The sequence below is a fragment of the Sphingomonas sp. RS6 genome (genome assembly GCF_054489705.1).
The window spans coordinates 1-24,108 of record NZ_JBTMWM010000013.1; the positions used below are offsets into that span (position 1 = coordinate 1).

At 63.0% G+C, this 24,108-nt stretch carries 23 protein-coding genes; 8 read left to right on the forward strand and 15 right to left on the reverse strand.

Annotated features, from left to right (window positions below; all coding sequences use genetic code 11):
- Positions 1-560 precede the first annotated feature (560 nt).
- The 4 genes from ACX40Y_RS17050 to ACX40Y_RS17065 form a co-directional block, all read right to left on the reverse strand.
- On the reverse strand, positions 561-2,228 hold the full coding sequence (locus ACX40Y_RS17050) for a hypothetical protein (protein WP_459120772.1): 1,668 nt from the start codon (positions 2,226-2,228) through the stop codon (positions 561-563).
- Positions 2,229-2,460: 232 nt separating this feature from the next.
- Positions 2,461-4,446, reverse strand: coding sequence for a hypothetical protein (locus ACX40Y_RS17055; protein WP_459120773.1), 1,986 nt, complete (start codon positions 4,444-4,446; stop codon positions 2,461-2,463).
- Positions 4,443-5,165: a hypothetical protein gene (locus ACX40Y_RS17060; RefSeq protein ID WP_459120774.1), complete on the reverse strand. Its 723-nt coding sequence runs from the start codon at positions 5,163-5,165 to the stop codon at positions 4,443-4,445. The genes ACX40Y_RS17055 and ACX40Y_RS17060 overlap by 4 nt, the downstream gene beginning before the upstream one ends.
- Before the next feature lie 659 nt (positions 5,166-5,824).
- Positions 5,825-6,457, reverse strand: coding sequence for a tyrosine-type recombinase/integrase (locus ACX40Y_RS17065; protein ID WP_459120775.1), 633 nt, complete (start codon positions 6,455-6,457; stop codon positions 5,825-5,827).
- A 91-nt stretch (positions 6,458-6,548) separates the two neighbouring features.
- Between ACX40Y_RS17065 and ACX40Y_RS17070 the strand changes: the two genes are divergently transcribed.
- Positions 6,549-7,145, forward strand: coding sequence for a hypothetical protein (locus ACX40Y_RS17070; RefSeq protein ID WP_459120776.1), 597 nt, complete (start codon positions 6,549-6,551; stop codon positions 7,143-7,145).
- A gap of 217 nt (positions 7,146-7,362) precedes the next feature.
- Here the strand turns inward: ACX40Y_RS17070 and ACX40Y_RS17075 are convergent, their stop codons facing one another.
- The 4 genes from ACX40Y_RS17075 to ACX40Y_RS17090 all read right to left on the reverse strand — a co-directional run bounded on the left by ACX40Y_RS17075 (position 7,363) and on the right by ACX40Y_RS17090 (position 11,995).
- Positions 7,363-9,153 carry an ADP-ribosylglycohydrolase family protein gene (locus tag ACX40Y_RS17075; RefSeq protein WP_459120777.1) on the reverse strand — a complete coding sequence of 597 codons (1,791 nt, stop codon included), beginning with the start codon at positions 9,151-9,153 and terminating at the stop codon, positions 7,363-7,365.
- The gene (locus tag ACX40Y_RS17080) at positions 9,150-9,845 is read right to left on the reverse strand and encodes a DarT ssDNA thymidine ADP-ribosyltransferase family protein (protein WP_459120778.1); all 696 of its coding nucleotides are present in this window, start codon (positions 9,843-9,845) and stop codon (positions 9,150-9,152) included. The genes ACX40Y_RS17075 and ACX40Y_RS17080 overlap by 4 nt, the downstream gene beginning before the upstream one ends.
- On the reverse strand, positions 9,842-11,233 hold the full coding sequence (locus ACX40Y_RS17085) for a 3'-5' exonuclease (RefSeq protein WP_459120779.1): 1,392 nt from the start codon (positions 11,231-11,233) through the stop codon (positions 9,842-9,844). The genes ACX40Y_RS17080 and ACX40Y_RS17085 overlap by 4 nt, the downstream gene beginning before the upstream one ends.
- 306 nt (positions 11,234-11,539) lie before the next feature.
- Complete coding sequence (locus ACX40Y_RS17090; RefSeq protein ID WP_459120780.1) at positions 11,540-11,995, reverse strand: carboxymuconolactone decarboxylase family protein; 456 nt, start codon at positions 11,993-11,995, stop codon at positions 11,540-11,542.
- 173 nt (positions 11,996-12,168) lie between these two features.
- On the opposite strand from ACX40Y_RS17090, the gene ACX40Y_RS17095 reads away from it, so the two are divergent.
- From ACX40Y_RS17095 to ACX40Y_RS17105, 3 genes are read left to right on the forward strand one after another with little or no spacing between them, the layout of a single operon-like run.
- Positions 12,169-12,930 carry an SDR family oxidoreductase gene (locus ACX40Y_RS17095; RefSeq protein WP_459120781.1) on the forward strand — a complete coding sequence of 254 codons (762 nt, stop codon included), beginning with the start codon at positions 12,169-12,171 and terminating at the stop codon, positions 12,928-12,930.
- The gene (locus ACX40Y_RS17100; protein WP_459120782.1) at positions 12,927-13,367 is read left to right on the forward strand and encodes a hypothetical protein; all 441 of its coding nucleotides are present in this window, start codon (positions 12,927-12,929) and stop codon (positions 13,365-13,367) included. The genes ACX40Y_RS17095 and ACX40Y_RS17100 overlap by 4 nt, the downstream gene beginning before the upstream one ends.
- Entirely contained in the window at positions 13,354-14,253 is a 900-nt protein-coding gene (locus ACX40Y_RS17105) for a sigma-70 family RNA polymerase sigma factor (RefSeq protein WP_459120783.1), read from the forward strand. The genes ACX40Y_RS17100 and ACX40Y_RS17105 overlap by 14 nt, the downstream gene beginning before the upstream one ends.
- Before the next feature lie 108 nt (positions 14,254-14,361).
- Here the strand turns inward: ACX40Y_RS17105 and ACX40Y_RS17110 are convergent, their stop codons facing one another.
- From ACX40Y_RS17110 to ACX40Y_RS17130, 5 genes are all read right to left on the reverse strand, one after another.
- Positions 14,362-15,078 (reverse strand): SDR family oxidoreductase, encoded by a 717-nt coding sequence (locus ACX40Y_RS17110; RefSeq protein ID WP_459120784.1) that lies wholly within the window; start codon positions 15,076-15,078, stop codon positions 14,362-14,364.
- A 56-nt stretch (positions 15,079-15,134) separates the two neighbouring features.
- Positions 15,135-15,809 carry a peroxiredoxin-like family protein gene (locus ACX40Y_RS17115; RefSeq protein ID WP_459120785.1) on the reverse strand — a complete coding sequence of 225 codons (675 nt, stop codon included), beginning with the start codon at positions 15,807-15,809 and terminating at the stop codon, positions 15,135-15,137.
- 81 nt (positions 15,810-15,890) lie between these two features.
- Positions 15,891-17,015, reverse strand: a complete 1,125-nt coding sequence (locus ACX40Y_RS17120) for an alkene reductase (RefSeq protein WP_459120786.1) — start codon at positions 17,013-17,015, stop codon at positions 15,891-15,893.
- A 23-nt stretch (positions 17,016-17,038) separates the two neighbouring features.
- Positions 17,039-17,674 (reverse strand): glutathione S-transferase family protein, encoded by a 636-nt coding sequence (locus tag ACX40Y_RS17125; protein ID WP_459120787.1) that lies wholly within the window; start codon positions 17,672-17,674, stop codon positions 17,039-17,041.
- Positions 17,675-17,827 carry a hypothetical protein gene (locus ACX40Y_RS17130; RefSeq protein WP_459120788.1) on the reverse strand — a complete coding sequence of 51 codons (153 nt, stop codon included), beginning with the start codon at positions 17,825-17,827 and terminating at the stop codon, positions 17,675-17,677.
- 116 nt (positions 17,828-17,943) lie between these two features.
- Here ACX40Y_RS17130 and ACX40Y_RS17135 point away from each other — a divergent pair, with 116 nt between their 5' ends.
- Positions 17,944-18,837, forward strand: a complete 894-nt coding sequence (locus tag ACX40Y_RS17135) for a LysR family transcriptional regulator (RefSeq protein ID WP_459120789.1) — start codon at positions 17,944-17,946, stop codon at positions 18,835-18,837.
- 97 nt (positions 18,838-18,934) lie between these two features.
- Positions 18,935-19,705, forward strand: a complete 771-nt coding sequence (locus ACX40Y_RS17140) for an enoyl-CoA hydratase/isomerase family protein (RefSeq protein ID WP_459120790.1) — start codon at positions 18,935-18,937, stop codon at positions 19,703-19,705.
- A 662-nt stretch (positions 19,706-20,367) separates the two neighbouring features.
- Here the strand turns inward: ACX40Y_RS17140 and ACX40Y_RS17145 are convergent.
- Entirely contained in the window at positions 20,368-21,252 is an 885-nt protein-coding gene (locus ACX40Y_RS17145; RefSeq protein ID WP_459120791.1) for an alpha/beta fold hydrolase, read from the reverse strand.
- 20 nt (positions 21,253-21,272) lie between these two features.
- On the opposite strand from ACX40Y_RS17145, the gene ACX40Y_RS17150 reads away from it, so the two are divergent.
- Complete coding sequence (locus ACX40Y_RS17150; RefSeq protein WP_459120792.1) at positions 21,273-22,172, forward strand: LysR family transcriptional regulator; 900 nt, start codon at positions 21,273-21,275, stop codon at positions 22,170-22,172.
- A 35-nt stretch (positions 22,173-22,207) separates the two neighbouring features.
- Here ACX40Y_RS17150 and ACX40Y_RS17155 read toward each other — a convergent pair whose 3' ends face one another.
- The gene (locus tag ACX40Y_RS17155; protein WP_459120793.1) at positions 22,208-23,110 is read right to left on the reverse strand and encodes a LysR family transcriptional regulator; all 903 of its coding nucleotides are present in this window, start codon (positions 23,108-23,110) and stop codon (positions 22,208-22,210) included.
- Between the two features lie 106 nt (positions 23,111-23,216).
- Between ACX40Y_RS17155 and ACX40Y_RS17160 the strand changes: the two genes are divergently transcribed.
- Positions 23,217-24,047, forward strand: coding sequence for an oxidoreductase (locus ACX40Y_RS17160; RefSeq protein WP_459120794.1), 831 nt, complete (start codon positions 23,217-23,219; stop codon positions 24,045-24,047).
- The last annotated feature ends 61 nt before the right edge of the window (positions 24,048-24,108 follow it).

Below are 24,108 nucleotides of genomic sequence, written 5' to 3' on the forward strand. Positions count from 1 at the left end.
TCTGCCAGTTTTGAACGTTCATGGATCTGTGTGGAGAGGTGGATGGTGCGGTTGCAGGAATCGAATGGATCGGAATGCGTTTTTTAAAACAATCACTTACCGCACTGCAACAAAAATGGAGCCCCAGGGGACAGGCCCCACTCCCCTTCTCGTAAATCGGGTTCGAAGCACAAACGCGAACGGGTTGGGCAACTACGAACGTGGGAGATGTCCCACGATCGTTCGGCAGCTAGCGACTAGATGGCGTCGTTCGCCGTTCGGGCTTTGAACGGCAGCTTCTGAAAGGACCCGCCATTCGCTTCGTGCGGAGCCGCCTGGCAGCAAAGCGCCCCAATCTAAGCCATTCCAGTCGCCAATCGACGATCCCAATACCCGTCGTTCATTCACAAGACACTGCGGGGATCGGTGAATGACCATGTACGGGACATTCCCGGCGTTCCGGCGAGGTTACTCGAACGTCAGCCGTTGCCAGAACTCGATGCTCAAGAGTGGGCTTTCTTGCCGTGATGAATCCGACCAAGGACAACGGTCGTTCACGCATCTCCTCCGCGGACGGCGTGCTAGCGAAGCTGATGTGGCGTTTTCCGTTTCCCCTGAATCCGTGCGGTGATCACATGATATTCTACGTCGGAGCCAGTGGGCGTCTTGCGCTCGACGCTGATCTGCTCGGAAATATGTGGCTGATGTCCCGCACGATCGGTGAGGTCGAGGACGAGTAGAAAGCCGAAACGGACACCGGTCGTGAGATAGCCGGTCGCTTGTCCTGCATAACGCCGTGCCAGCGTCTTGTTGTCAGGAACATTGTCGTCCTTCTTGACCTCGACGATCGTCTTGAGGCCGCGAAATGCGATGGCGATGTCCGATCGCCCGCCACCTGTGTCGCGGGCCTCCGCCTGTATCGACGGAGTGTCGGTCGATGACAGGAACTTCAGGAAATCCAGCTGTAGATCGTGCTCGACCGGCAGATCGCAACCGCGGCGGAAGACGTATTCGCTGGAAGGGTCGGTCGCGGTGCCGACGTTGGCGCGGAACTCGAGGAAACGAACCATCAGTGTACACATAGTCTCGAGCAATGCCTTCGCCGGACCGCGATCGATGTCGGCACATCCGGACAGGTCTTCCATCAGCCGTTGCCAAACTGGCGCTATTTGCTGGTTGCGATCGACCGCTACTTCGATCTGCGCGGCCGTCATCGCGGCAGTCGCCGCATCGACTCCGGACTTCCTCAGCAGATCGGCGATGCGGACTTCTGCCGCTTCGTCAAAAGGGCGCCGGTGGATTCCATCGACGACGGTCTGGCGAACCGTGTCCCGCATCTGCCCCACTGCCGGCGCGAGAGGGCTGTCGCCATTCTCGGCCAGCCACTGGTCGATCGCTTCGACGTAGAAGCTTCGACGCCGCAATGCAGTGACAATGGCGTTGCGCGCCAGCAGGTTCATGCCGCCGGCGTCCGATCGACCAAAGATGCGCTCGCCGACGAAGAAGATCGCTAGCAGCTCCTCCTCGATTACGAGATTGGCATGGAGCCAGATGTCTTTCGTGAAGGAACGAGCGAGTGTCGCCAGTTTCGAAGCCATCGACAGCCAGTGGAACCGCTCCTGCGGATCCCCCCTGAGCCAGGATGTCGTGCCGTGCGATGCTACGGCATAAGCGGAGTATTCGAAGGCATGTCGGCGCAATTCGGGCAATCGCCGATGCAGCGTGCTGTCCAAGCCGCCAGCCTGTGCCGCTATCAGAACAGACGCACAGGCTTCATAGAGCTGAGCATCCGGCCTGTTCTCGCTGGACGCCAGCGAGCGTTCAAACCATTCATGCGCGTCAGCCAGGGCGGACGATACGTCAGTTTCGGTTTGCGCCACCAAACTTTGCCGCAACCGGTCCAGGCCTAGTTCAAGAGTTGCCTCATCCGCCGATGCCTCAACGTCGGCCAGGACACGAAGAACCGCCCTGAAATCGTCGTCTGGATATCGACGCAGAATAACGCCAGTGACTTTAGCCACATGCCGGAGGTACGCGCCGTCATCCTGCGCATCCACGTCAAGGATATAGGCCTGCAAGCGGCGGATCAGGCTGGGGCTGTTCTGTACCACGAGAAGGCCGCCGCGCAGCGCATGGCACCGCATCCAGCTATGTTCCGACCGTGCTTCGAAGCGCGGTCGCAGGACATCCCATATCAGTTGGGCCAATGCTGGCGGAATGGGTGCGAGGCTCTCCAGACCATCGATCATCTCGGCCAGGGACGTCGCATCGTCTTCGCGCTCAAGCAGGCGAACAAGCGCCGCCTGGACGGACGATGCGTCCGCCCACCGCGCGAGCCACAGAAATGCATCAGTGCGCGCTATGTTGTCGGGAAGCTCATCGATCGCCTGTAGCAGGGTCGGTTCCGACGTGGTGCCTGGATCGAGAATGCGATCTCTAAGTGGAGTGCGCAGGATGACGACATCGTCGATGGGCGATGGATCAGAAGAGATAGGCCTCTCCCTTGGCGTGCAACCGGTGCGTGTCGGGCACCACGGCTTCCACCGCCTCGCGCGCAATCGTGCCAATGATAATCTGAATTCCGCCGATGCTTCGCGCTGCCGCCGCGACACTATCGAGCATCTGCTCGAAATCCTTGCTCACCACCTCTTCGGAAGCCGGTGAATCGATGATCAGCAGACCAGGGTGACGTCCATGGCCGCGACGCTGGGCTACCTCGACCGCCGCCAACGCGATCGCGATCTTGATGCGTAGTTTCTCGCCCATGGTTAGGCCGGTGAAGAACGTATCGGCACCGCCCTGACGCACTTTCAGCTTGCCGCCATTATCGAGATGCATGCTCGTCAGATGCGACACGCCGAACTTCGTTGCGAGGCTCATCACGGCGCCCGTGAGTTCGCCCAGAATATCCTCCTGCAAGGCGGTCATCGACGCTTTGCTGATCTCACTGGCGGCACGCAGGATTTGAAGATCGACTTGCGCCTCACTGTCTTCGGCCGATGGCAGTTGCAGCGCGGAAAGCAGCTCCTGCAGCTGTTTGGCCTGTGCTCCGAGTTCGATCACCCGGTTGTCTGGATCGACGGGCAAGGCCGATAGCTGGTCCTGCACCCGCCGTGCCTCAGCCATGTTGAGACGAAGCCGCTCGCTCTTGGCAAGGGCATCGGCTTCGGACCGCTTCTGCTTAGTTTTCGCCTGTTCGACGGATCGCGTGAGTTCCGTGACCAGATGCTTCGCATCGGCGATACGATCATCGCCTGCTTCAACGTCCTCGGCAGGGAGCACGTTTTTGCACAATGCGCAGCTGGCGTCCGACGACGATTTCGTCGTGGCAATCTCGAACTGGCCCTCGCAGGCAGGGCAGCAGGACGGGCTCAACTGCCGAAACGAGTATCCTGCGGAACGCTCTTCCTCCAGAAGCTTGAGCCGTCGCCTGGCGGTTTCGAAGCTCTCCGATATCGCACCGAGACTGGTCTCATCTGCCTCCATCACGGTATTGGCGTCACGGGCCTGTCTGCGATCCGCAGCAATGGTCTCGTCAAGCCGCGCCAGTTGCAGCCTTAAGTCGCTTCGATTGTCGGGACCGCGCGCCTTTTTTGCTTCCGCCAGCTGTTCTTCCACCTCAAGCAGTCTGGTCTTTAGAACCGTCGCCGTCCCGGCTTGGCTCGGGCGATTGGCAATCCCCTGCTCGATCTGCTTTTGCGCGGTCAACGCTGCGCTGTACGTTGAGACCCAGGGAAGGCCGATGAAGAGTTGGAGAAGACGCAGAGGAATGCCGTCGACCGGCAGATCACCAAACAGCGCCTTCGGTTCGACCGAACTGGACAGATAGAAGGCGGACGATATCAGCGGCCATCCATGCGCATGGCCACCGGTATTCTTGTTGTGGGCATAGATGACAGGGAAATCGAGTTCCTCCATCATCAACTGTTCGGTTTGCGCCTTTAGACCCTCTGCAGCGTCACCGCTGTAAAGGGTCACCCATTGATGGCCGTCCTCGCTGCGGCTGAGGTATGCGCGGGCCTGTGCGGCCTTCTCCTCGCCAGCGTCCTTTTCAAGCTCCAGACGGTGGAGCACGCTATCGATGCGAAACCGCACCTCCAGCGCTTGCAGCCATTTCCAGATATCGGATTTGATCCGGCCGGGAAAATCACCGCGGATTGCGGCGTTCAACATATTCAGGATCGAGGATTTGCCACGGAGATTACGCTCCGACATCACCGCGTAGATGCCGGCATCAAGATCCAGCCATGAGAGGCTGAACGGCCCGGCGGGCGTTGATTCAGACCGCACCCCGCTAAATTTAATGCTTTCAAAGCGCAGGCTCTTTGAGCGCGGTGGGGTTGTCTGCGCGCGGATGCCATATTTGAGCAGAACCTGACGAACGTCGCCGATATCGAGGTTGCAATGCTCAGCAATCGCCTTGACCCAGCCAAGCTCGGTCATTTCAACGGCGGCTGTCTTTTTCATGCGTTCGCCTCATCGATCTTGGCGAGCCGCTTCTCGACCTGCGAGCTGATACTCCCGATGATGTCGCCGTGCATCGTGTTTCCATATTCGGGATGTTCGTATTGCCACTCTTTGAGCGCGGAGCCGCTCTTTCCGTGCGCGATGCGCATCACCAGCTCTAGGCGATCCCTGTACCACGCCAATTCAGGATGCTCTCGCACTATATCCTCAAGAAACGCGAGCGCCTTAGCGGAGATCAGATACTCATATCGCCTGACCTTTCCGTCGCCATCTGACAATTGCATCGGTCTCACCAAGCCGTAATAGCTCAACATCGATAGCGCATCGTCGACGTTTTGATACGCGCCGTGCCGCCATCGAACCATGCGCACCAGTCGGACGGATGGCTCTTCCTTAAGAAATATTTGCCGAACCTCTTCCAGCAATTCCTGTTCGCCGGTTTGCTCGTATAGATCCAGCAGTGCATCGGCGAGATAGTCAGGATACCGAACGAGGAAATCCATCGCCATCAGGCGTTTCTCGGCCCTGAAGATGCGGACCGCGTCGTCGGTAGGAATTTCGGTCGGCTCACTTCCCTGAGCGAGGATGAAGAGGAGCCTCAGCGCGTTGCGATAGCGCGAACCAGGCTCACGCTGGCCGATTAGCGGAACTGTACGGCCCCCTCCGTTTAAGTGATCCCCGCCCCCTAGCTCCATATCAGCCCTGCCCCTGTCCTTCACAGATCCTATCGCATCACGGCGAACAGTGGCCACGATCAGATCGTGGCACCTATTCCACCACAGTTCCGTACCCACGACCGATAAAGTGCGGTCATTGCGGGGCCTCATATTCCCCTCATCAACTGCGACAGCCTAGCATTGCCTCGCCGAAAGGGAACAACGTTGAACAAAGGAAGCGGGCAACGTCGCGGATAAGGGGCGGCATGTAGCGTGATGCGAAGCGCTGGCTGGAGGGCACTTCGCCCTTCTTAGTTGATCCGTTGGGCAGGCAGGAGACTCGCTAAACGCGGCCAGTCAAAGCCTGCTCGAAAGTTTATCCGCGCAACCCTATTACCCATTTTGTTGCATAGGCGGCTTACGGGCGGGCCGCCGATTGCCCATGAACGGTGCGGATTGGGTCGGAACCGCAAAATGGAGCTACCGCCGGCAACGGCAGCTATCGTGTCGCGATCATCTGAAAACCGTCAGTCCGCAATCGGTCCAGCTTCACTCATAGAACAACGCCATGCGAACGAGCACTGAACGTCAACTGCTGGCAAAGGCCGACGTTCAACCTGTGGCCTAGGAACGGCCGAAATGTCCCAATGGCAGGCGCTGGCGCGCTGGCTACGACCTGCTTGGAGCGGTCGCTCCCGGAACATCGAACGACCGCTCCGCCGTCAGATTTCGGTCCGCTCAGCGAGGAGGAGCGCGTCTTCGATGTCGACCCCGAGGTAGCGTACCGTGTTTTCGATCTTCGTATGCCCAAGCAGAATCTGGATGGCGCGGACGTTGCCAGTGGCGCGGTAGATCATGGCTGCCTTGGTTCGCCGCAGCGAGTGCGTGCCATACTCGGTGCGGCGCAAGCCGATGGCGGTTACCCACTCATCGACCAATCGCGCGTATTGGCGCGTACTCATGTGATTGGCGTGATCGACACGACTGGGAAACACATAGTCGGCGACACTTCCGCCCCGTCGTTCGAGCCATGCCAAGAGGCTCGTCCGGACATCGGCGGTCAGCTCGAACTGCACAGGTCGGCCAGTCTTCTGTTGCACGACGATCGCCCGGGTCCGTATCTCCGCCCCAGAGAAAATGTCTCCAATCTTGATTTTCACCAGGTCACATCCGCGAAGTTTACTATCGATCGCAAGGTCGAAAAGGGCGCGGTCCCGGGCACGCCCTTCCCGGTCAAGAAAAAAGCGGACAGCCCAGATCTGTTTCTGCGTAAGCGGTCGCTTGGTTCCGACGGTCTTGCCCGCGTTCCAGGCTGGACGAGCTTGGACCGGCGCATCATATTGTGAATATCCCATTGTCGTTCTCCTCGGCCATGATTGGCCACCCGGAAAACGCGCTCGCCGCGCCGCTCTTGTCCCGACACCAGCCGGAAGGCACACGGGGCACATGAGGATCGAATTCCATCTTCCGGCAGCGCACCTCGATCTGTCGCCCCTGCACCGCGCAGCCGTGCTGACCTTGCGCCATCTCGTCGAGACGGGCCCCATTGGCTTGACTCCGAATTATGCGCTGAAGCGCTATTTTGTGACCTTGGCTGTCGAAGCCTTCGATTGGCCCGGCTACCGACCTGAGGACCTGTACGCCATCAACAAGGTGCTCAATGAGCACGACTTTCCGCCTCTCTATGCCCTTCACGACCTTCTGCTTGCAGGTAAGCTCGTGCGGCGACGCAAAGGCTTCCTCCACATCACCAAGCTCGGCAAAGACCTACTCGCCCATCCCGGGAGCCTCTGGCTTGCGCTGGCGCAGCATTTGCTGGCCACCACCGAAGTGGACTGGCTGTCGATCCTGAGCGCCATCAACATCGCGGCAAGCGTAACAGATCGAGACTTCGGCGGCGATCCGTCACTCGTCTATGTGCATGTGCTGCGCCCGCTGGCGTGGCTCGGCCTGCTTCAGGAGGAGATGAGGGTCTTCACGAAATCGCCGCTCTGGGGCGCAGCGCTGTCGTTCGAGGCTGGCACCCCCATGACCCGGCACTGATCCCTGCTACCCATTCTGTGCCGAATCTCATGGCGGAGTTTTTTGGGCCGATTACGGTCTGACTGCTTTCGGGCACCGGATCGCGAACTGCGGAAAACTAGAACACGTCGGCATTTCGGAAGCCCGCGCCGGGAAATACGCCAGAAGCTACGATCGCTATGTCGCGATGATCGCCGCAACGCGATCACGTCACCCAGACCGCCCGGCCAAACCGCAACTAGCTGTCGGCTGCGTGCCGCCGCATTTGATAGATCTCTACGCGATACCCGTCCGGGTCGAGGCACTGTAGCCGCGTACGGTCGTCACGTTCATCGAGACGAGACGGACCTTCCGGCATAAACCGCTCATAGGCAGCGTAGCTTCGCCGGACGTCAGCGACTTCGGCGAAGACCGTGACGTGGTCGGTCACAGCTTCGATCTGGCCGGCTTCGACGATCGACAAGACGCCACCGAGGTTCACCGACTTCGCGGTTCGCTTGCCAATCCGAAGACCCAAGACTTCGCGGTAGAAGGCGACGGACCGGCCAAGATCCGCAACCACCAGCCGAAGCCCCAAGTGCAACGGAGCCGGCATCTCCGCGGGCGAGCGGAAGCCGAGTTCGGGATCGGTTCCGAGCCGTTCGACCGCTCGACCCGATCTTTTGCCGAGTTTCTTGACGAAAAGCGTTTGCCCGTCCTCGAGCGTCAGCTGCCACGCGTTTGCAGTGAGCGACGGTGACTTTGGGATGATGCCGTCCCAACCCTCGGCGCGGGCGGTCAGCCCATTGGGAAGTCGGATCGAAGACGGCTCGCGAAGCGCCGCAAGTTCCGAGAGGAACGCGGCGAGCGCCGGCTTGGTAACGGGGCGATGCCCGGCGCGAGGGGCGGCATCTTCAGGAAGGTCGTAAATCTCGTCCGCCGTACGACGGATCATTTCACGATCCTGGAGATCGCGGAGGTAAGGCGAAAGCCATTCAAGGCCGATCGCCGCACCGAGCAGTCCGCCGGTCATGGAGGCGAGCGTGTCGGTGTCCGCCCCTTCGGCGAGCGCGGCCTGCTTCACACCTTCGACCGGATCGGCCGCGTGCCGTGAGGCGAGGAATAGCGCCGCGGCTGCATTGACCGTGCCCGATCCATTCACGCGCTTGTCAAAGCAGCCCAGCTTCTTGAGCACGTCCTCATCGATCACGGCAACGCCGCCCGCGAGCCCAGCGAGACACTGGTCGAGCAAGTCGAGTTGCTCCCGTACCGCGTCTGTCCACTGCGCGCGATAGGCACTAGAGCGATCGGCGATGTCGCCCCAGCCAGGCCAGCGCTCCGTAACCGAGGGCACGGCGCCCCACGCTTCCCGGTTCGAGCTGACGACATCAAGGAGCTGGCCATAGCCGAGCGTTCCGCGCTGCCGCAGCGCCTCCCAGAGCCCATAGCCATAGGCCAGTGCTCCGACGAGAGCGCGCGGGTGACCGTGGGTCGTGACGCCATCGGTCATGATGTCGGCCGCAAGCGCGGAGAAGCCAGCATCGCCAACGCGGCGAAGACAGTGCGGCAGGATCCGCATGGCGACGCCATTACCGCCGGCCGCGAGATACCGATCGACCTCTTCGGGCTTGGCGTCCCACGGCGCACGGCCCGCGAGCCAGCTGGTTGCCGCGCGCTTGGTCGCGCCGCCGCCGCCGCGCTGGTAAAGCGTCCACAGTGGGAGCTCCTGCGTGGCGAAGAGCAGCCACCACGAAGTCGGGTCGCGCAGCAACGACCGCGCGCAAGCCAGAATCAGCTGGGTGTCGTCGCTGTAGCTTCCAGGGCCTATCGCCTCCTCATGCGGCTGGAAGCGCCCCCCGGAGCGCTTCGTCCAAGCCTCGAAACCGAGAGTAGGCGATTTTCGGTTGCCGCCCGTACGGGAGGCACGCATTTCGTGCGGCCAACCCAGCGCATCCCCGACCGCAGCACCTAGAAATGCGCCTTCCGCGCGGTCGCGCCTTGGGCGGAACACGATGCTGCCATCATCATCGAGAGCTAAACGGTCGGTCATGCAGTCCACGGCGTTTCGGATGGTCTTTGCCCCGCTCGGATGGCGTTGCTGAGAGCGTACTTGTCGAACAAGGTGGGGGATACCACAAACTTCAGGTCGCCGACGTCAATACCCAGAATCTCGAGCCGGACGCGCTCGATCTGCGCTTGCTCCTCGCTCGAGAGTCCGATCGCCCTGATGCTGGCCGGTGGGATCGAATCCGGGACAAGCACCTCCGCCTGGTCATCGGTCGGCGAGCAGGGCAGATGCAGTAGGGTACGGCCGCGCACCTTTCCTTGCGCGCCGGGGACCGACAGCGCGTACATGCTGGCGAAGGCATCATACCCCGCGCTAATATAGGCGCCGTAGCCGGCAGCGGCATTCCGCGGACAGAACAAGGTCCCCTCGGACGCGAGTACGTCCGGATCGATGAAGATCACGACCCAGTCTCGAAACAGGATTTCGCCCTTCCGGGCACGGTCGAGATACCACGCGTTCGGATATTCGATCGAGCAGCAGATATGATCCGGGTGGCCGTCGAGGCGCTGGAGATCGGTCGGGTTGAAGAGCAAGCGATCCTCCTCGGCGAGCAACCTGGAGGGCAGGATGCCGGCGCCGCCAGCCAGGATATGGGCGAGGCTGCGCGAGGGCGTGAAGTGGCATAGCCGGGTGATGCCTCGTTGCGCGATATCCCGTTGAATGGCTTCGATCATCCTTCGACTTCCACGTAGAGCGATCGGGTCGGCGGGAGCAGCGGCGTCCGCTCCCCGGTATAGGTGAGGAGCAGTGCCGTCCGCGCACGGGTTACGCCTACGTAGAGGATGCGGCCGTCCGTCGCGGTAGCGTCCTCCAGGCCGGTCTTCTCGACTGCAAGAGGATGCGGGAGTTCCGCCTCCGAAAGGTGCGGCAGGATGACGCTATCGAATTCAAGGCCCTTGCCGCTGTGAAGCGTGCCAATCCAGACCCCCGAAGCCTCCTTCCAGATCGACAGTGAATCGGTGAGCGGCCGCGCATCGGGGAGCTTCGAGATGAACACCCGAGCCTGCTCTCGCGTTCGCGTCAGGATCGCCACGCTTCGGGTTCTGGCGAAGCGCGTGGCACGATCGACCACGAAGGCTATTTCTTCGTCGCGATCCGTGAAATGCACCAGAGTGGGCTTGGGGCCTTCGGCTGCGGGCTGCTTGGGTGCGACCAGGTCGGCCTCCCCGGCATAATAGGGCATGCGCGAGATCGCCAACGCCAAGTCCGCGATGGCCTGCGTGTTGCGATAATTCTCTTCGAAATACCAGATTTTCGGCGGGCTCAATCCCGCCGATCTCCAGGTCATCTGGTTGCCGTAGATCTGCTGCGCCACATCACCGAAGAACGTGAACGAACCGTCCTTCGGCACCGCCTTGGACAAGGCGCGGAGCATCTCCGGGGAGAGGTCCTGCCCCTCGTCGACGATGACGTGCTTGTAGAATCGGGGTCCGGTATCAGCATCGAACGCATTCGCGACTGCGGTTGCAATATCATCGACGTCATAACGGTAACCGGCTTCGCCGCGCAGCCTGCGATATTCCTCAAGAATCTTCCACATTGTCGGCCGCAGCGAACGGACAAGGCGCGCGTCGGCGCGCCCCGTCCTGCTCGTCGAGGAATAATCCTCCGCGCTCACGATTCCGTGCCGCGACAACCAACGGATCTCATCTTCAAAGAACGAAGCCGGCCGGTTGAAAAATGCGTGGCGATCATGATCTGCGGCGATATTCGCGACCGCTTGCTGGACGAGCCCCGCATAGCGGTTGGTCGGCAGGATCGACGTTCCGGTCATTTGGCCCCGGGCGCTCAGATATCCGCGGGCAAAGCGATGGAAATTCTCGACCGTGACACCGCGCAGAATATCGGCCGCGAGGAAGCGGATATAGGTCCCCAACGTCTTGTTGAAGGTGATCAGAAGCGTCTTGCCGGACCCGGGGAAGCTGGCATTCGACAGCAGCGCCGCCCGCAGGACTGCCATCGAAGTCTTACCGCTTCCCGCTGTGCCCAAAATTACCTGATGACCCTGCGTCGGAAGGTATACGACCTCGCGCTGACGTCCGACAGGTTTCGGTAAAGCCACGAATCCCCCCAAAAATGGCGTCGTCCTCTGCGGAACGCCCGCGTGCTTGCTACGTCGCGTCCGCTCGAGTCGCCAAGCTATTCGTTGCCGTTTTGGGGAAAAGTCCGAAAGAACGCCGGCTCTCGAGATCGTCAGCGGTCAGGCGGGATGGCCGAAATTGGGGCGCGCTGCTGCCGGACCGCTCAAAGGAATAGGAATGGCGGGTTCCGGCAGGAGCGGCCATTCACGCGCGCGCCGTTGAACGGCTCAAGTTGGTCGCGTGCCGCCGAAGAGGAAAGCAAAGGTTGCTCCCCCCCCTTTCAGAGCCTATGGCTTCGCGGCGACGGGAAGGCGAAATGGCGCGCCAAGACGATTGAACGCGTTCATCGCCGCAATAACTAGTGTGAGATCGACCAAATCCTTTTCAGCAAAGGCGGCGGCAGCAGCCGCATATGCTTTGTCCGAAGCATGGGTCGTGCTGATGTTGGTCACTTCCTCGGCCCAGGCCAGCGCTGCTCGATACTGGTCGGAAAACAGGTGCGGCACCTCAGCCCAGACAGGGACCAGCGCGACCTTGTCGATCGCCATGGTCTTGAGCAGGTCGCGAGTGTGCATATCGATGCAATGGGCGCACCCGTTGATTTGCGAAACCCGCAGGAACACCAGATGGATCAGCTCTCCAGGAAGATCTATCTTCTTGGTCACATAATGATGGACTCCGAACAGGGCCTTGGCGCCTTCAGGGGCGATTTCCGACCAGTTCAAACGCTTCATGTCGGTCATGCTTGCTTTCCTCGTCACCCGCGCCGGGCATCGGCGCTCGCTGACGTGACGAGGTAGGCCGGGGCATTGTGACATCATGGCGCCGATAATTTTTCGTTCCCGCTGTCGTCCCATGTCACACCGGTGGTGGCCATCTCGTCATGCAGGCAGACACTTGCATCGGAGACATGGACATGAAGATCGTTATCATCGGCGGCACCGGTCTGATCGGTAGGCCCCTCGTCGGACTGCTGCGGGCCGAGGGCCATGAGGTCGTCACCGCTTCACCGAGCACCGGCATCGATGCGCTGACTGGCTTCGGCCTGGCACAAGCGCTGACGGATGCCGCCGTCGTGGTCGATGTCAGCAATGCCCCATCGTTCGAGGACGAGGCCGCTCTCGCTTTCTTCCGCGGCACGACAACCAACTTGTTCGAAGCAGCACGCGAAGCAGGCGTGCAACACGTCGTCGCACTTTCGGTGGTGGGGACCGATCGCCTTCAAGCATCGGGCTATTTTCGTGCCAAGCTGGCGCAAGAGCAACTGATCGCCAGCGGTGGCGTACCCTACACGATCGTGCGCGCCACACAGTTCTTTGAGTTCATGTCCACCATCGCGGACGGCTATACGCGGGGCGACACCGTGTACCTGCCAGCGATCGCGCTCCAGCCGGTCGCCGCATCCGATGTCTCGGCGCTACTTGCTCAGATAGCCACAGCTGCCCCGGCCGGTGGCATCATCGAAGTGGCAGGACCGGAGCGCGCACCGCTGGCCGAGTTTACGGCTAGCTGGCTCGGCAATCGCGACGATCCGCGCCGGATCAGCGCTGCCGCCGAACGCGACTATTTCGGCGCGCCCGCTGACGACCGGACGCTGGTCCCGGGCGAAAATCCGCGGATTGCACCCACGCGCTTCGATGAGTGGCTTGCCGCTCAGTCGCAGGAGAGCGCCGCATGAGCCGGAATCTTCCGCTCGGGCTGGCCTCAGTGCTCGGTCTTGCGTCCGCTATAAATGGCGCCTTTATGCTGATCTCACCAGCGAATTGGTACTTTGCGGTGCCCGGCGTCACCACCACCGGTCCGTTCAATCAACATTTCATCCGTGACATCGGCTTAATTTTCCTGCTCGTAGCGATCGCGATGCTCAGTGGTGTCGCGCGACCGGCATCACGCGTTCCCCTGTGGTGCGCGGCTGCCGTCTGGCTTGCCGGCCATGCGCTTTTCCATTTCTGGGAGGTAGCGGTCGGCATATGTGGGACAGGTGCGCTGTCCCAGGATTTTCCTGCTGTGACCTTACCGGCTATGCTGACGACCGCTCTTGCCCTCTGGGCCTGGCGCGATGACGCGCGCAGTAGCCAAGCATTGTCGATGGGGGCCATTCGTGCGGCACGGTGATGAACGTCTCGCCGATTTCGAAGCTGAGCGGCCGAGGCTGTTGCGTCTCGCCTATCGGATGCTTGGCTCTCTCAGCGAGGCGGAAGATATCCTGCAGGAAGCCTGGCTGCGTTGGGCGGCAACGGCCCAGAGCGTTGACACGCCAGCGGCCTATCTGACCCGCATTGTCACCCGCTTATGCCTCGATCAGCTCAAGTCCGCCCGGGTGCGCCGGGAGACCTATGTCGGTGCCTGGCTGCCTGAACCCTTGATGGGTGCTACTGAGGAAGAGGAGACGATCGCCGACGACGTGACGCTCACACTGATGCTTGCAATGGAGCGCCTGTCCCCTCTCGAGCGTGCCGCCTTCCTGCTTCACGACGTGTTCGACATGGCGCTCCCCGATGTCGCGACGACATTGGGACGCGAGCCCGCCGCTGTCCGGCAGCTTGCCTCACGCGCACGCAGGCACGTACAGCATGCGCGACCGCGTTTCACCGTGGAGGCACCCGAGGCCGATCGGATCGCGCGCGCCTTCTTCGCTGCCGCCCGCGACGGTGATGCTGCCGCACTGTCTGCGATGCTGGCGCGCGATGTCGAGATACATTCCGATGGCGGCGGTAAGGTGATCGCCTTCCGCAATGTGGTGCGCGGGATCGAGCGAGCGCTTCGCTTGTTCGCTGGGTTGCGTCGGAAGTATACGTCAGTACCGAGGCTACTGCGCACCGCTACGATCAACGGTCTGCCCGGCTATATTAGTATCGATCGTGGTGACGTGCTCCAGACCACCGCGCTCGACGTGCGCGATGGGCGCATCGCGGCGATCTATATCGTTCGTAATCCCGACAAGCTCCGTCATTTGGTGGCAGCTTTTGGCACGGACAGTCATCTACAGCACGGCCACTGAAGGTCGTGAATTGGGTCGGCACCCGCCGCAAGCTCTTGGACCAGAGCGGCCCTCCGACATCGCAGTGGCGACCGGCTCCTGTTGTCGTAGGCCGCCACCGCATCGAGATTACAGCGCTGCTTTCCCAATCGAAGCGCCGCCATCCACGAAAAGCGTCTGGCCGGTCATGAAAGCAGCGTCGTCTGACAGCAGAAACGCGACGGCAGCCGCGATTTCATCCGGCGCACCAAAACGCCCCATGGGCAAACCGGCAAGATACCGGCGTTCGCCTTCGCTGCCCGGGGCATTGTTGGCGCGGAAAAGCTCGGTTTCGGTCGGACCGGGTGCCACTGCGTTCACGGTGATCCCGCTGGTCGCGAGCTCCAGTGCCCAACTCCGGGTGAAGCTGATGAGCGCCGCCTTGGCGGCTGCATAGGCTGTCCGCTCGACAGCACCGAGCACTGTCAAGCTGGCGATGTTGACGATCCGTCCCCAGCCCCGATCGGTCATTCCCGGCAGGAACGTCTGTACGGCTTGAAGAGCGGGGTGGAGATTGACGCGCAGTACGTCGTCAAGCGCGGATAGCTCGACAGCACCCAGCCGTTGCGGCCGAACCAGGCCGACATTGTTGACGACGCCATCGAAGGCGAATTCCTGGCCCAGTTCGGTCAGGCGCCCCTGGGTGGCTTCCGTATCGCTCAGATCGAGCGCGACCAGTGTGCCGGGATATTCAGCAGTGGTATGGCGCGCGATCCCGACGACCTGATGACCGTCGCGTGCGAGCCGGTGGGACAGCGCAAGGCCGATACCCTTGCTGGCGCCGGTGACGAGAAAGGTGCGGGACATAGCTAAACTTTCAAGACAGGCCCCGGCCGCGCGGGACGACCGGGGCAAGGGACAGGTCAGGCAGCGACGCTGGCGGCGCGGCGAAGAGCCGGGAGCATATCCTGTGGCTCGGGACGCTTGGTGTAGTCCGGGTTCACCTCGGCGTAGAGGATCGTGCCATCCTGCCCGATCACGAAGCGGCCGGGCATCGGCAGCGTCCAGCTCGGATCGCCGTTGAACGCCGGCAGATCATTCTTCAGTCCCTTGTACAGCTCGATCAGATAGTCGGGCATCGCGAAGCGCAGGCCGAAGGCGGCAGCAACATCATTATGCGTGTCCGACAGGATCGGGAAGCCGAGGCCATTCTGTCGCACCGACTTGCGGCTGTTCACCGCCGTCTGCGGCGAGATGGCAACGAGGCTGGCACCGAGGGCGTCGAAATCGGGCAGCGCCGCCTGAAGAGCCTGCAACTCCATGTTGCAATAGGGGCACCAGAGACCCCGGTAGAAACTCACAACCAGCGGCCCCTTGGCGAGCAGGTCGGTCGACGAGACCGGGTGGCCGTCGGGATCGTTGAGCGTGAAGGCGGGCGCCTTGTCGCCGGCCTTGAGCGCACGGCCGGCGGCGCCGGATACGATCAGTTCAGCGGTCGCGCGGTGCATCGTCTCGATCACCGAATAGGGCACGTTATAGGGCGGCTTGCCGGCCTCGAAATCGGCTTTGAAGGCGTCGAGCTTGGATTGCAGGGTCAAGATGTATCTCCTTGGATAGGTCGGTGAAGGGAAGATGAGCCATTCCAGAGAGGGGATGCAGGCGGCCTGTGCGACTAACCGTCATTCCCCATCGGAATGCGTGACGGATGGTCGGGCGGCGCGGCGGTAGGACGGGTAGTCGGTGTACCCATGAGCATCGCCGCCATAGAAAGTGGCGCGATCATACGGGTTGAGCGGCAAACGGAGCCGCAGCCGTTCCGGTAGATCGGGGTTGGCGATGAAGGCACGGCCGAAGGCGACCGCATCGGCGTCGCCGCTCGTGATGATCGCCTCCGCGCCCGCGCTATCGAAACCTCCGGCCGCGATCAGCGTGCCCCGGAAGACAGAGCGTAGATGCCTGGCTGCGACCGGCTCCGCGTCTGCAATCAGCTCCGTGCCCTTGATGCGCGGTTCCACAACATGGAGCCATGCGATCCCCAGATCATCGAGCCGCCCGGCGACATAGCCGAACGTGGCCTGGGGATCGCTGTCTGACATCGAGCCGTAGGTGCCGCTGGGGCTGAGGCGAACGCCAACCCGGTCAGCACCCCAGATATCGATTGCGGCCTGGGTTGCCTGCAACAGGAAGCGTGCGCGGTTCTCGATGGAGCCCCCATAGTCATCCGTCCGCCTATTGGTGCCGTCCTGCAGGAACTGGTCGGGCAGATAGCCATTGGCGCCGTGGATCTCGACGCCGTCGAATCCCGCCGCCTTCGCGCGTGTCGCGCCCGCGCCAAACTCGGCTACGATACCGGTGATCTCGTCACGCTTCAGCGCACGCGGCATCGCGAACGGCACTTCCCCGTCGGCCGAATAGCCATGCCCATCCGCCTGGATCGCGGAGGGGGCGACCGGCGCGCCGCTGCCCGGCTGGATGTCGGGATGCGACTGGCGACCGACATGCCAGAGCTGCAAAGCGATCTGCCCGCCTCTCGCATGCACCGCGTCGGTGATCGCGCGCCAGCCGTCGATCTGGGCATCATCATAGATGCCGGGAGCGCCAGCATAGCCATAGCCCTGCCGCGAGATGGGCGTGGCTTCCGAGATGATGAGGCCACCCTCGGATGCGCGTTGGCTGTAATATTCCTCCATCAATGCGCTCGACCGATCGCCGGGATCCGCCCGCATACGGGTGAGCGGCGCCATAACGACGCGGTGGCCGAGCGACAGGGCGCCGGCACGAACCGGCGTGAACAGCTTCGACATGACAGTCTCCTTGGGAATCTGGTTCAGGCCTGGGGGATGAGCGCGTTGACGCGCTCGATCGCGCGCTGGACGGCGGGGCGAGCCTCGATCTCCGCGTACCAGCGGGCGACGTGGGGACTGTCTTCGAAGTCGATGCCTGCGAACTCGCGCCGCCACAGCCAACCGAAATGCGCGATGTCGGCGATCGTGAAGGCGTCGCCGGCCACGAAACGGTGAACTGCCAGCACGCCGTCGAGGACGGCCAGCGTCCGCTTCGCCTCGGTCGAAAAGCGCTGGATTGCGAGCGGCTGTGGTTCGGCCGCCTGCCGCTGGAACAAGCCCGACTGGCCGAACGCCGGGCCGAGACCTGAAGCGTGGAAGAAGATCTGCTCGAACACCCGCGCCCGGCCCTTGCCGGCGGCGGGCAGCAGTTTGCCGGTCTTCTCGGCGAGATAGACCAGGATCGCTGCGGATTCGGTCAGGACCAGCTGGCCATCGGCACCATTGGGGTCGACCAGCACCGGCACCTTGGCGTTCGGGTTCAGTACGACGAAGTCCGGCGCCTTCTGCTCGCCCTTGCGGACGTTGACCGGATGGAGCGCATAATCCAGCCCGAGTTCCTCGAGAGCAATCGGCACCTTGATGCTGTTGGGCGTGGCGAAGGCATAGACGTCGAGCATTCAGTGGTCCCTTGAGAGCAGCGAAATCCGGCCGCGCAGCATTGGTGCTGTGAACGCGATCAGCGCCGGGATCGGGCTGCCGGTGATCTGGAAGGTGAGCAGCCCGTCGAGGACGGGCGGCGCGGGATGCAGGCGCATCAGCCAAGTCATCATGACGGGTCACTCCGGCTGTGCATCGGCCGATCCGAAGCACGAGCTGGAAATGCTCCCTCGCGGCTCGACATGGCAGGGTTCGCGAGGCAATAACGCCCATTCCAAGGAGGAATGGCGTGGACCGATATCAGGCAATGGCGACATTCGTGCGCGTGGTGGAGACCGGCTCCTTCTCGGCGGCCGCTCGCCAGCTCAATGTCGGTCAGCCCGCCGTGTCGAAGACGATCGCGCAGTTGGAAAACCGGCTACAGGTCAGTCTGCTGATCCGCTCCACCCACGGCCTCTCGCCGACCGAGGCGGGCCAGCGCTTCTTCGAGCGCGCCAAGGCAGCGATCCAGGAGGCCGACGAAGCCGAGCTTGCCGCACGCGGTGCGGGTGCGGGCCTGTCGGGCTGCTTGCGCGTTTCGGCCGCAACGACCTTCGCGCGGCTCCACATCGTGCCGCTGCTGCCGCGCTTCCTTGCCGAGAATCCCGAACTCGAGATTGACGTGATCCTCGACGATCGGGTCATCGATCTGGTCGCCGAAGGGATCGACCTCTCTTTGCGGATGGGGGCGCTCGCCGATTCCACGGCGGTTGCACGGAAATTGGCCACTGGCGGCCGGTCGGTCCTTGCGACGCCTGGCTATCTCGCGCGGGCCGGCGAACCGAAGACGCCGGCGGACGTCGCGGCTCATGAGGCCGTGGTCTACAGCCAGACCGCGAGCGTCTGGTCTTTCAGCCGGAATGGCACCGAGACGTCGGTAGCGGTACATGGCCGGGTCCGTGTGAGCGCGGCAGAGGGTCTGCGGGAAGCCGTCCTCGCCGACATGGGGCTCACCATCGCATCGGACTGGATGTTCGCCCGCGAACTCGAAAGCGGCGCCGTCTGCCGCGTCCTCACCGACTGGGCCTTGCCGCCGATCGATCTGTGGGCGGTGTTCCCGACGGGTCGGATGATGAGCGCCAAGGCCCGCCGGTTTGCCGCCTTCGTCGAACAGGCATTCGCGGGTCATTCCGCAGCGGCATAAGCCTTATCGCCTCGCGCCATCGTCCGCAGCCCGATCCGACGGCCTAGCTGGGTTTCACGCCAACCGCTTCCGGTCGGCCCCAGCAAGGACACAGATCATGGCCCGCTTCGACACCTATCGCGACGCCTTCTCCAACGCCCGCCTCATCCGCAAGGCCAATGGCGTGCTCGAAGTCGCTCTCCACACCGATGGCGGCAAGCTCGTCTTCGACGGCCACACCCATGAGCAGTTCGTGGAGCTGTTCCATGCGATCGGCGAGGATCGCGAGAACCGCGTCGTCATCCTGACGGGGACGGGCGATGCGTTCATGGACACGATCAGCCCGGACGGCTTCGATTTCTTCAGCCCCCAGGGTTATGACAAAATTCTGCGCGAAGGGCGCAAAATCCTGAGCAACATCCTCGACATTGAGGTGCCGATGATCAGCGCGCTCAACGGCCCGGTGCTGCTCCACAGCGAATATGCGCTGCTCACCGACATCGTGCTCGCGACGCCCGAGACGGTGTTCCAGGACAAGCCGCACTTCGAGTTCGGCATCGTTCCGGGCGACGGCGTCCACGCCCTGTGGCCGCATGTGATCGGCTCGATCCGTGGCCGCTACTTCCTGCTGACCCGGCAGCTGCTTGATGCCGAGACCGCGAAGGAATGGGGCGTCGTCAACGAGATCGTGCCGGCGGACCGCCTGCTTGAGCGCGCGCACGAGATCGCTGATGGGATCGCCGCTCTGCCGCCGCTGACCAGCCGCTATACCCGCATCGCACTGACTCAGGGCCTGCGCCGGATCATCGAAGCCGATGGCGGCTATGGCCTGGCTCTGGAAGGCATCAGTGCCGCCGACGTTGTCCGGAGCATGGCAGCGCAGGGCTGACGCTCGGATGCCGCCCGGCGAAGTGCTGGGCAGCATCCAACTCTTGAGGTCGGCTTCTGGCAGAGGTGGACTTTAAACTCTCTCTAAGGAATGGCTCGTTGTGGTCGAGTCTCGCCACTCCGGGCAGCTAGGAGCCACCCCTTCGCACCATTCAGTCTGCGTCCGCTTTCGGGAGGTGCGTTGGGCCGGCTGAGCGTCTGAAAGTAGGGCGCAAAGCCGACCGGCCGGTTTGTGCTACCCGGATGGCGGGTTTTCGCGAAAGCCGACGCTCGCAACACCGACGCTGAACGTCTTGAGTTGGTCGGAAGGCGATCGGCAGCTTTCCAGGCCCGACCATCACAGACCGGACTGGCAGGAGGCGGCCCAGTTGCAGCCGCTGTGCGAGGGCGATCCACCAGACGCTGAATGTCGGCTCCTGGCGAGGCCTGACGTTCAGCCCGGAACTCGGGAATGGCGGCTTCGTCCCACATCCGGTCCATCTCCCTTATCTCTGGGGGGGCGGAGCTGTTTGATATCTCATCGGGTTATCAGGCCAGCGGGTAGGCTCGCGCCACTGTCAGATGCAGCGTGTCGACGCTACATCGGGCTTCGACAGATTTGACGCAAAATGTCTGCGCAACGAAGGCTTCTGCGATGGCGATGCGGGGGCAAGTCTCTGGGAATCAATGCAAGCGATCGACGAAGCCCGCGATCAGCGTCGCGAGGGCCGCCGGTGCTTCCAGCGGGGACAGATGCCCCGTATCCGGCAGGATGTGGAGCGTCGCATGCGGGATGCGCGGCAGCAATTCGGCCTCCAGCGTCGCGGGTGTGTCAATGCGATCAAGCGCACCGCTGATGACCAGGGTCGGCACGTCGATCCGGTGTACCAACGCCGTGATGTCTTCCAGGCTCGTTGCGCCAGGCCAAGCCTTCTTCGCCTGCGGCGCACCGCGCAGGCTGTCGGCAATCACCTGGGCGCGATCTGCCGGAGAAAGCGGGCTTCCGGCGAGGACCTGATCGATCGTTGCTTCCACGCTGCTGCGGGAATCATAGGCGCTCGCCATCATCTCGCGGGCAAGATCAGGCAAGGCGATCGGCGTCGGCGGCGCGGGCGCGACGAGGACGAGGCCGACCAGCGCGTCCGGGCGCTGTGCCGCGATCCACTGGGCCACCTTGCCGCCCATCGAGTGTCCGACGAGGACATAGCGCGTCAGGCCAAGGGCGTCGATCACGCCCAGTGCGTCTGCGGCGAGGTCTGCCAGCGCATATCCGCTTTGCGGTGCATCGGAGTCTCCCCATCCGCGATGGTCTGTGGCCACGACGCGGTAGGCGGGGGCGAGCGTTGCCGCAACATGTCGCCACGTACGGGCTGAGCCGCCCCAATAATGGAGAAAGACCAGCGTCGGCTCGCCTTCGCCCTGGACCTCGACGTTGATGTGGATGCCGTTGGATGTGAACTTCATGGATGTGCCTTCATCTTGTTGCTGCGGCGCCTTGCCGCCCCCAGCGATGTATGGCCTATATGAATCTTCTATAATCAATCGATTTATATCATCAGCTGATAACAATTGGATAGGATGGTTGCCTGATGGATCGGCTTGCTAGCATGGGCGTATTCGTCGCCGCTGCGGAGGCGGGCAGCCTGATCGCTGCAGCGCGGCGCCTTGGACTGTCCGCCTCGATGGCAGGCAAGCACGTCGCGGCCCTCGAGGCCGAGCTTGGCGTGCGCCTCCTGCAGCGAACCACCCGTAGCTTGGCCCTGACGGAGGCCGGGCGCGCCTATTACGATCGGAGCAAGCGGATATTGGAAGCGTACGAAGATGCGCGACGCGAGGCCTCGGACGCGAGGGAGACAGTCCGCGGAGTGCTCCGTGTCGCTGCGCCGGTCACCTTCGGCGAGATGCACCTGAGCGGGGCCGTCGGACGCTATATGGCCCTGCATCCTGAAGTGTCGGTGGAGGTGATGCTGGACGATCGGTATGTCGATCTGCTGGCGGAGGGGATCGATGTCGCGATCCGGATCGGTCAGCTCCGCGACTCCGATCTGGTCGCGCGTCGTCTCGCACCGTGTAAGATGGTCTTCTGCGCGTCACCAGACTGTATCGAGCGGCACGCGCTTCTACCAACCATCGAAGCGGTGCGGCGTGCGCCCCGGCTGGTGTTCAGCGACGCGGTGTCTCAGGGCGACTGGAGTATCGCTTCCTCCGACGGGGGGCGGCAGCGGATCGACGGACCCGTTCGAATGCGGGCGAACAATATGAGGATGTTGCTCGCTGCCGCACGGGCCGGCCTCGGCATCACCTATGGCCCGAGCTTCGTCTTCGACGAAGATCTCGCCTCCGGCGGGCTGGTAGCGCTACTGCCGGACAGCGAGATCGCAGATCTGGCAGTCCATGCCGTCTATCCTACCAGCCGATATGTCGCGCTGAAGGTCAGGAGCTTCGTTGATCATCTGGCCGACGAATTTCGCGACGGCCTTCGAACGTGAGCACAAGGCTGCCCGCCGGAGACGCGGTCAGGGGCTTAATCGGGAACCGCTGCGCTGATCGTGTCGATCACCGCGCGCAGGGCCGGCGCCATCTGCCGCTGCTGGGGATAGCACAGATAATAGCCGGGAAAGGGGACCGACCAGCCCGTCAGGAGCGGGACGAGCTCGCCCCGGGCGAAGGCGTCGACCACGGACTCCTCCTTGAGAAAGGCGATGCCGACGCCAGCCAGCGCCGCGTCCACCATTACCGCGCGGCTGCTGGTGATCAGCGGGCCTTCCACGGCGACCGAGAACCAGTGCCCCTTCTCGAAGAACTCCCACGCATAGGGGCCCGGCTGCCCCGGCCAGCGCCAGCGGATGCAGCGATGCTGCAGCAGGTCCTTCGGTGTTTGCGGAACCCCGTGCTCGGCGAGATAGGCGGGTGCCGCGACCGCCAGCTGCCGGATGTCACCGCCGAGCCGGAGTGCGACCATGTCCCTCTCGATCAGTTCGCCGATGCGGATCCCGGCATCATAGCCGCTGCCGACGAGATCGACGACCATGTCGTCGATGGTGAGGTCCAGCGTGATGTCGGGGAAGGCGCGCGCCAGTTTCGGCAGGATCGGCACCACGAACCGGTCGGCGGCGGCATGGAAGCAGTGCAGGCGCACGGTGCCGGTCGGCTGCCGCGCGGCACTGCGGGCCTGTTCCAGCGCGCCCGCCAGGCTGTCGATCGCCGGCGCGACCTCGGCAAGCAGGGCGGCGCCGGCTTCGGTGAGCGAGACGCTGCGGGTGGTCCGATGGAGCAACCGGATGCCCAGCCGCTCCTCCAGCCCGCGGATCAACTGGCTCAGCGCCGAGGAGGAAACCCCCAGCTGCTCGGCCGCCCGGCTGAAACTCCGCTGCTCGGCCACGGCCGCAAAGGCGCGCAGGGCGCCGAACTCGCTGGGATGGATCATGCGGCGCATCTCAGCATTGTGAAGCTGGCCTTACAAGCCCGGGTAGCAGCTGTCCGATTATCCAGTCCCACGGAAGGCCTACATCCGGCGGCGAAGGAGAACAGCAATGAAGACATGGTTCATTACCGGCATTTCCCGCGGCCTCGGCAAGGCACTCGCGCAGGCGGCGCTGGCGCGCGGCGATACCGTCGCCGGTACGGTCCGCGAGGGGGCGCCGGACCTTGATGCGGGCAGCGGCACGCTGCATGTCATTCCCGTCGACCTGACCGACGCGGCGGCGATCGCGCCTGCCGTAGACGCGGCCTTCGACAAGGCGGGGCGCATCGACGTGCTGGTCAACAATGCCGGCTACGGCCTGCTCGGCGCGCTGGAGGAGGCGACCGATGCGGAGTTCCAGCGGCTCTTCGCGGTCAACGTCTTCGCGCCTTTCGCGGTGATCCGGGCAGCACTTCCGGCACTGCGCCGGCAGGGCAGCGGTCACATCCTCAGCATCACCTCGATCGCGGGGCGCGCCCCGGCGGGGTCCTCCGGCCTCTATTCCGCGACGAAGTCGGCGCTCGAAGGGCTGACGCAGAGCTTGGCGCAGGAAATCGCGCCATTCGGTCTCAAGGCCACGGCGATCGCGCCCGGTGCTTTCCGTACCGATTTTCTCAGCGACCATTCGATCCGGCGCAGCCAGGGCGCCGGCGCGCATTATGCGGAAAGCGTCGGGTCCGGGATCGCACGGCTGGATGCGATGGCCGGGCGCCAGATCGGCGATCCGGATAAGGCGGCCGCGGCAATCCTCGAACTGGTCGATGCGCCCAACCCGCCGCTGCACCTGCTGCTCGGGAGCGATGCGCTGCGACGCGCCCGCGAGAAGCTCGACGCGGTGATCGACGAGATCGATCGCTGGGAAACGGTGACGCGCGCGACCGATTACGATCAAGGCATCTGAGCGGCCGGGACCGGAGCGGCCTTCCTTCTGGATCAGAGGGAGGGCCGTCTCCAAGGCCGGG

Bases quoted from the DNA above. Each gene is read 5' to 3' on its own strand.
- ACX40Y_RS17050 (WP_459120772.1), bottom strand. From the start codon at position 2,228: ATGATCGATGGTCTGGAGAGCCTCGCACCCATTCCGCCAGCATTGGCC.
- ACX40Y_RS17055 (WP_459120773.1), bottom strand. From the start codon at position 4,446: ATGAAAAAGACAGCCGCCGTTGAAATGACCGAGCTTGGCTGGGTCAAG.
- ACX40Y_RS17065 (WP_459120775.1), bottom strand. From the start codon at position 6,457: ATGGGATATTCACAATATGATGCGCCGGTCCAAGCTCGTCCAGCCTGG.
- ACX40Y_RS17070 (WP_459120776.1), top strand. From the start codon at position 6,549: ATGAGGATCGAATTCCATCTTCCGGCAGCGCACCTCGATCTGTCGCCC.
- ACX40Y_RS17075 (WP_459120777.1), bottom strand. From the start codon at position 9,153: ATGACCGACCGTTTAGCTCTCGATGATGATGGCAGCATCGTGTTCCGC.
- ACX40Y_RS17080 (WP_459120778.1), bottom strand. From the start codon at position 9,845: ATGATCGAAGCCATTCAACGGGATATCGCGCAACGAGGCATCACCCGG.
- ACX40Y_RS17090 (WP_459120780.1), bottom strand. From the start codon at position 11,995: ATGACCGACATGAAGCGTTTGAACTGGTCGGAAATCGCCCCTGAAGGC.
- ACX40Y_RS17095 (WP_459120781.1), top strand. From the start codon at position 12,169: ATGAAGATCGTTATCATCGGCGGCACCGGTCTGATCGGTAGGCCCCTC.
- ACX40Y_RS17100 (WP_459120782.1), top strand. From the start codon at position 12,927: ATGAGCCGGAATCTTCCGCTCGGGCTGGCCTCAGTGCTCGGTCTTGCG.
- ACX40Y_RS17110 (WP_459120784.1), bottom strand. From the start codon at position 15,078: ATGTCCCGCACCTTTCTCGTCACCGGCGCCAGCAAGGGTATCGGCCTT.
- ACX40Y_RS17120 (WP_459120786.1), bottom strand. From the start codon at position 17,015: ATGTCGAAGCTGTTCACGCCGGTTCGTGCCGGCGCCCTGTCGCTCGGC.
- ACX40Y_RS17125 (WP_459120787.1), bottom strand. From the start codon at position 17,674: ATGCTCGACGTCTATGCCTTCGCCACGCCCAACAGCATCAAGGTGCCG.
- ACX40Y_RS17130 (WP_459120788.1), bottom strand. From the start codon at position 17,827: ATGATGACTTGGCTGATGCGCCTGCATCCCGCGCCGCCCGTCCTCGAC.
- ACX40Y_RS17140 (WP_459120790.1), top strand. From the start codon at position 18,935: ATGGCCCGCTTCGACACCTATCGCGACGCCTTCTCCAACGCCCGCCTC.
- ACX40Y_RS17150 (WP_459120792.1), top strand. From the start codon at position 21,273: ATGGATCGGCTTGCTAGCATGGGCGTATTCGTCGCCGCTGCGGAGGCG.
- ACX40Y_RS17155 (WP_459120793.1), bottom strand. From the start codon at position 23,110: ATGATCCATCCCAGCGAGTTCGGCGCCCTGCGCGCCTTTGCGGCCGTG.
- ACX40Y_RS17160 (WP_459120794.1), top strand. From the start codon at position 23,217: ATGAAGACATGGTTCATTACCGGCATTTCCCGCGGCCTCGGCAAGGCA.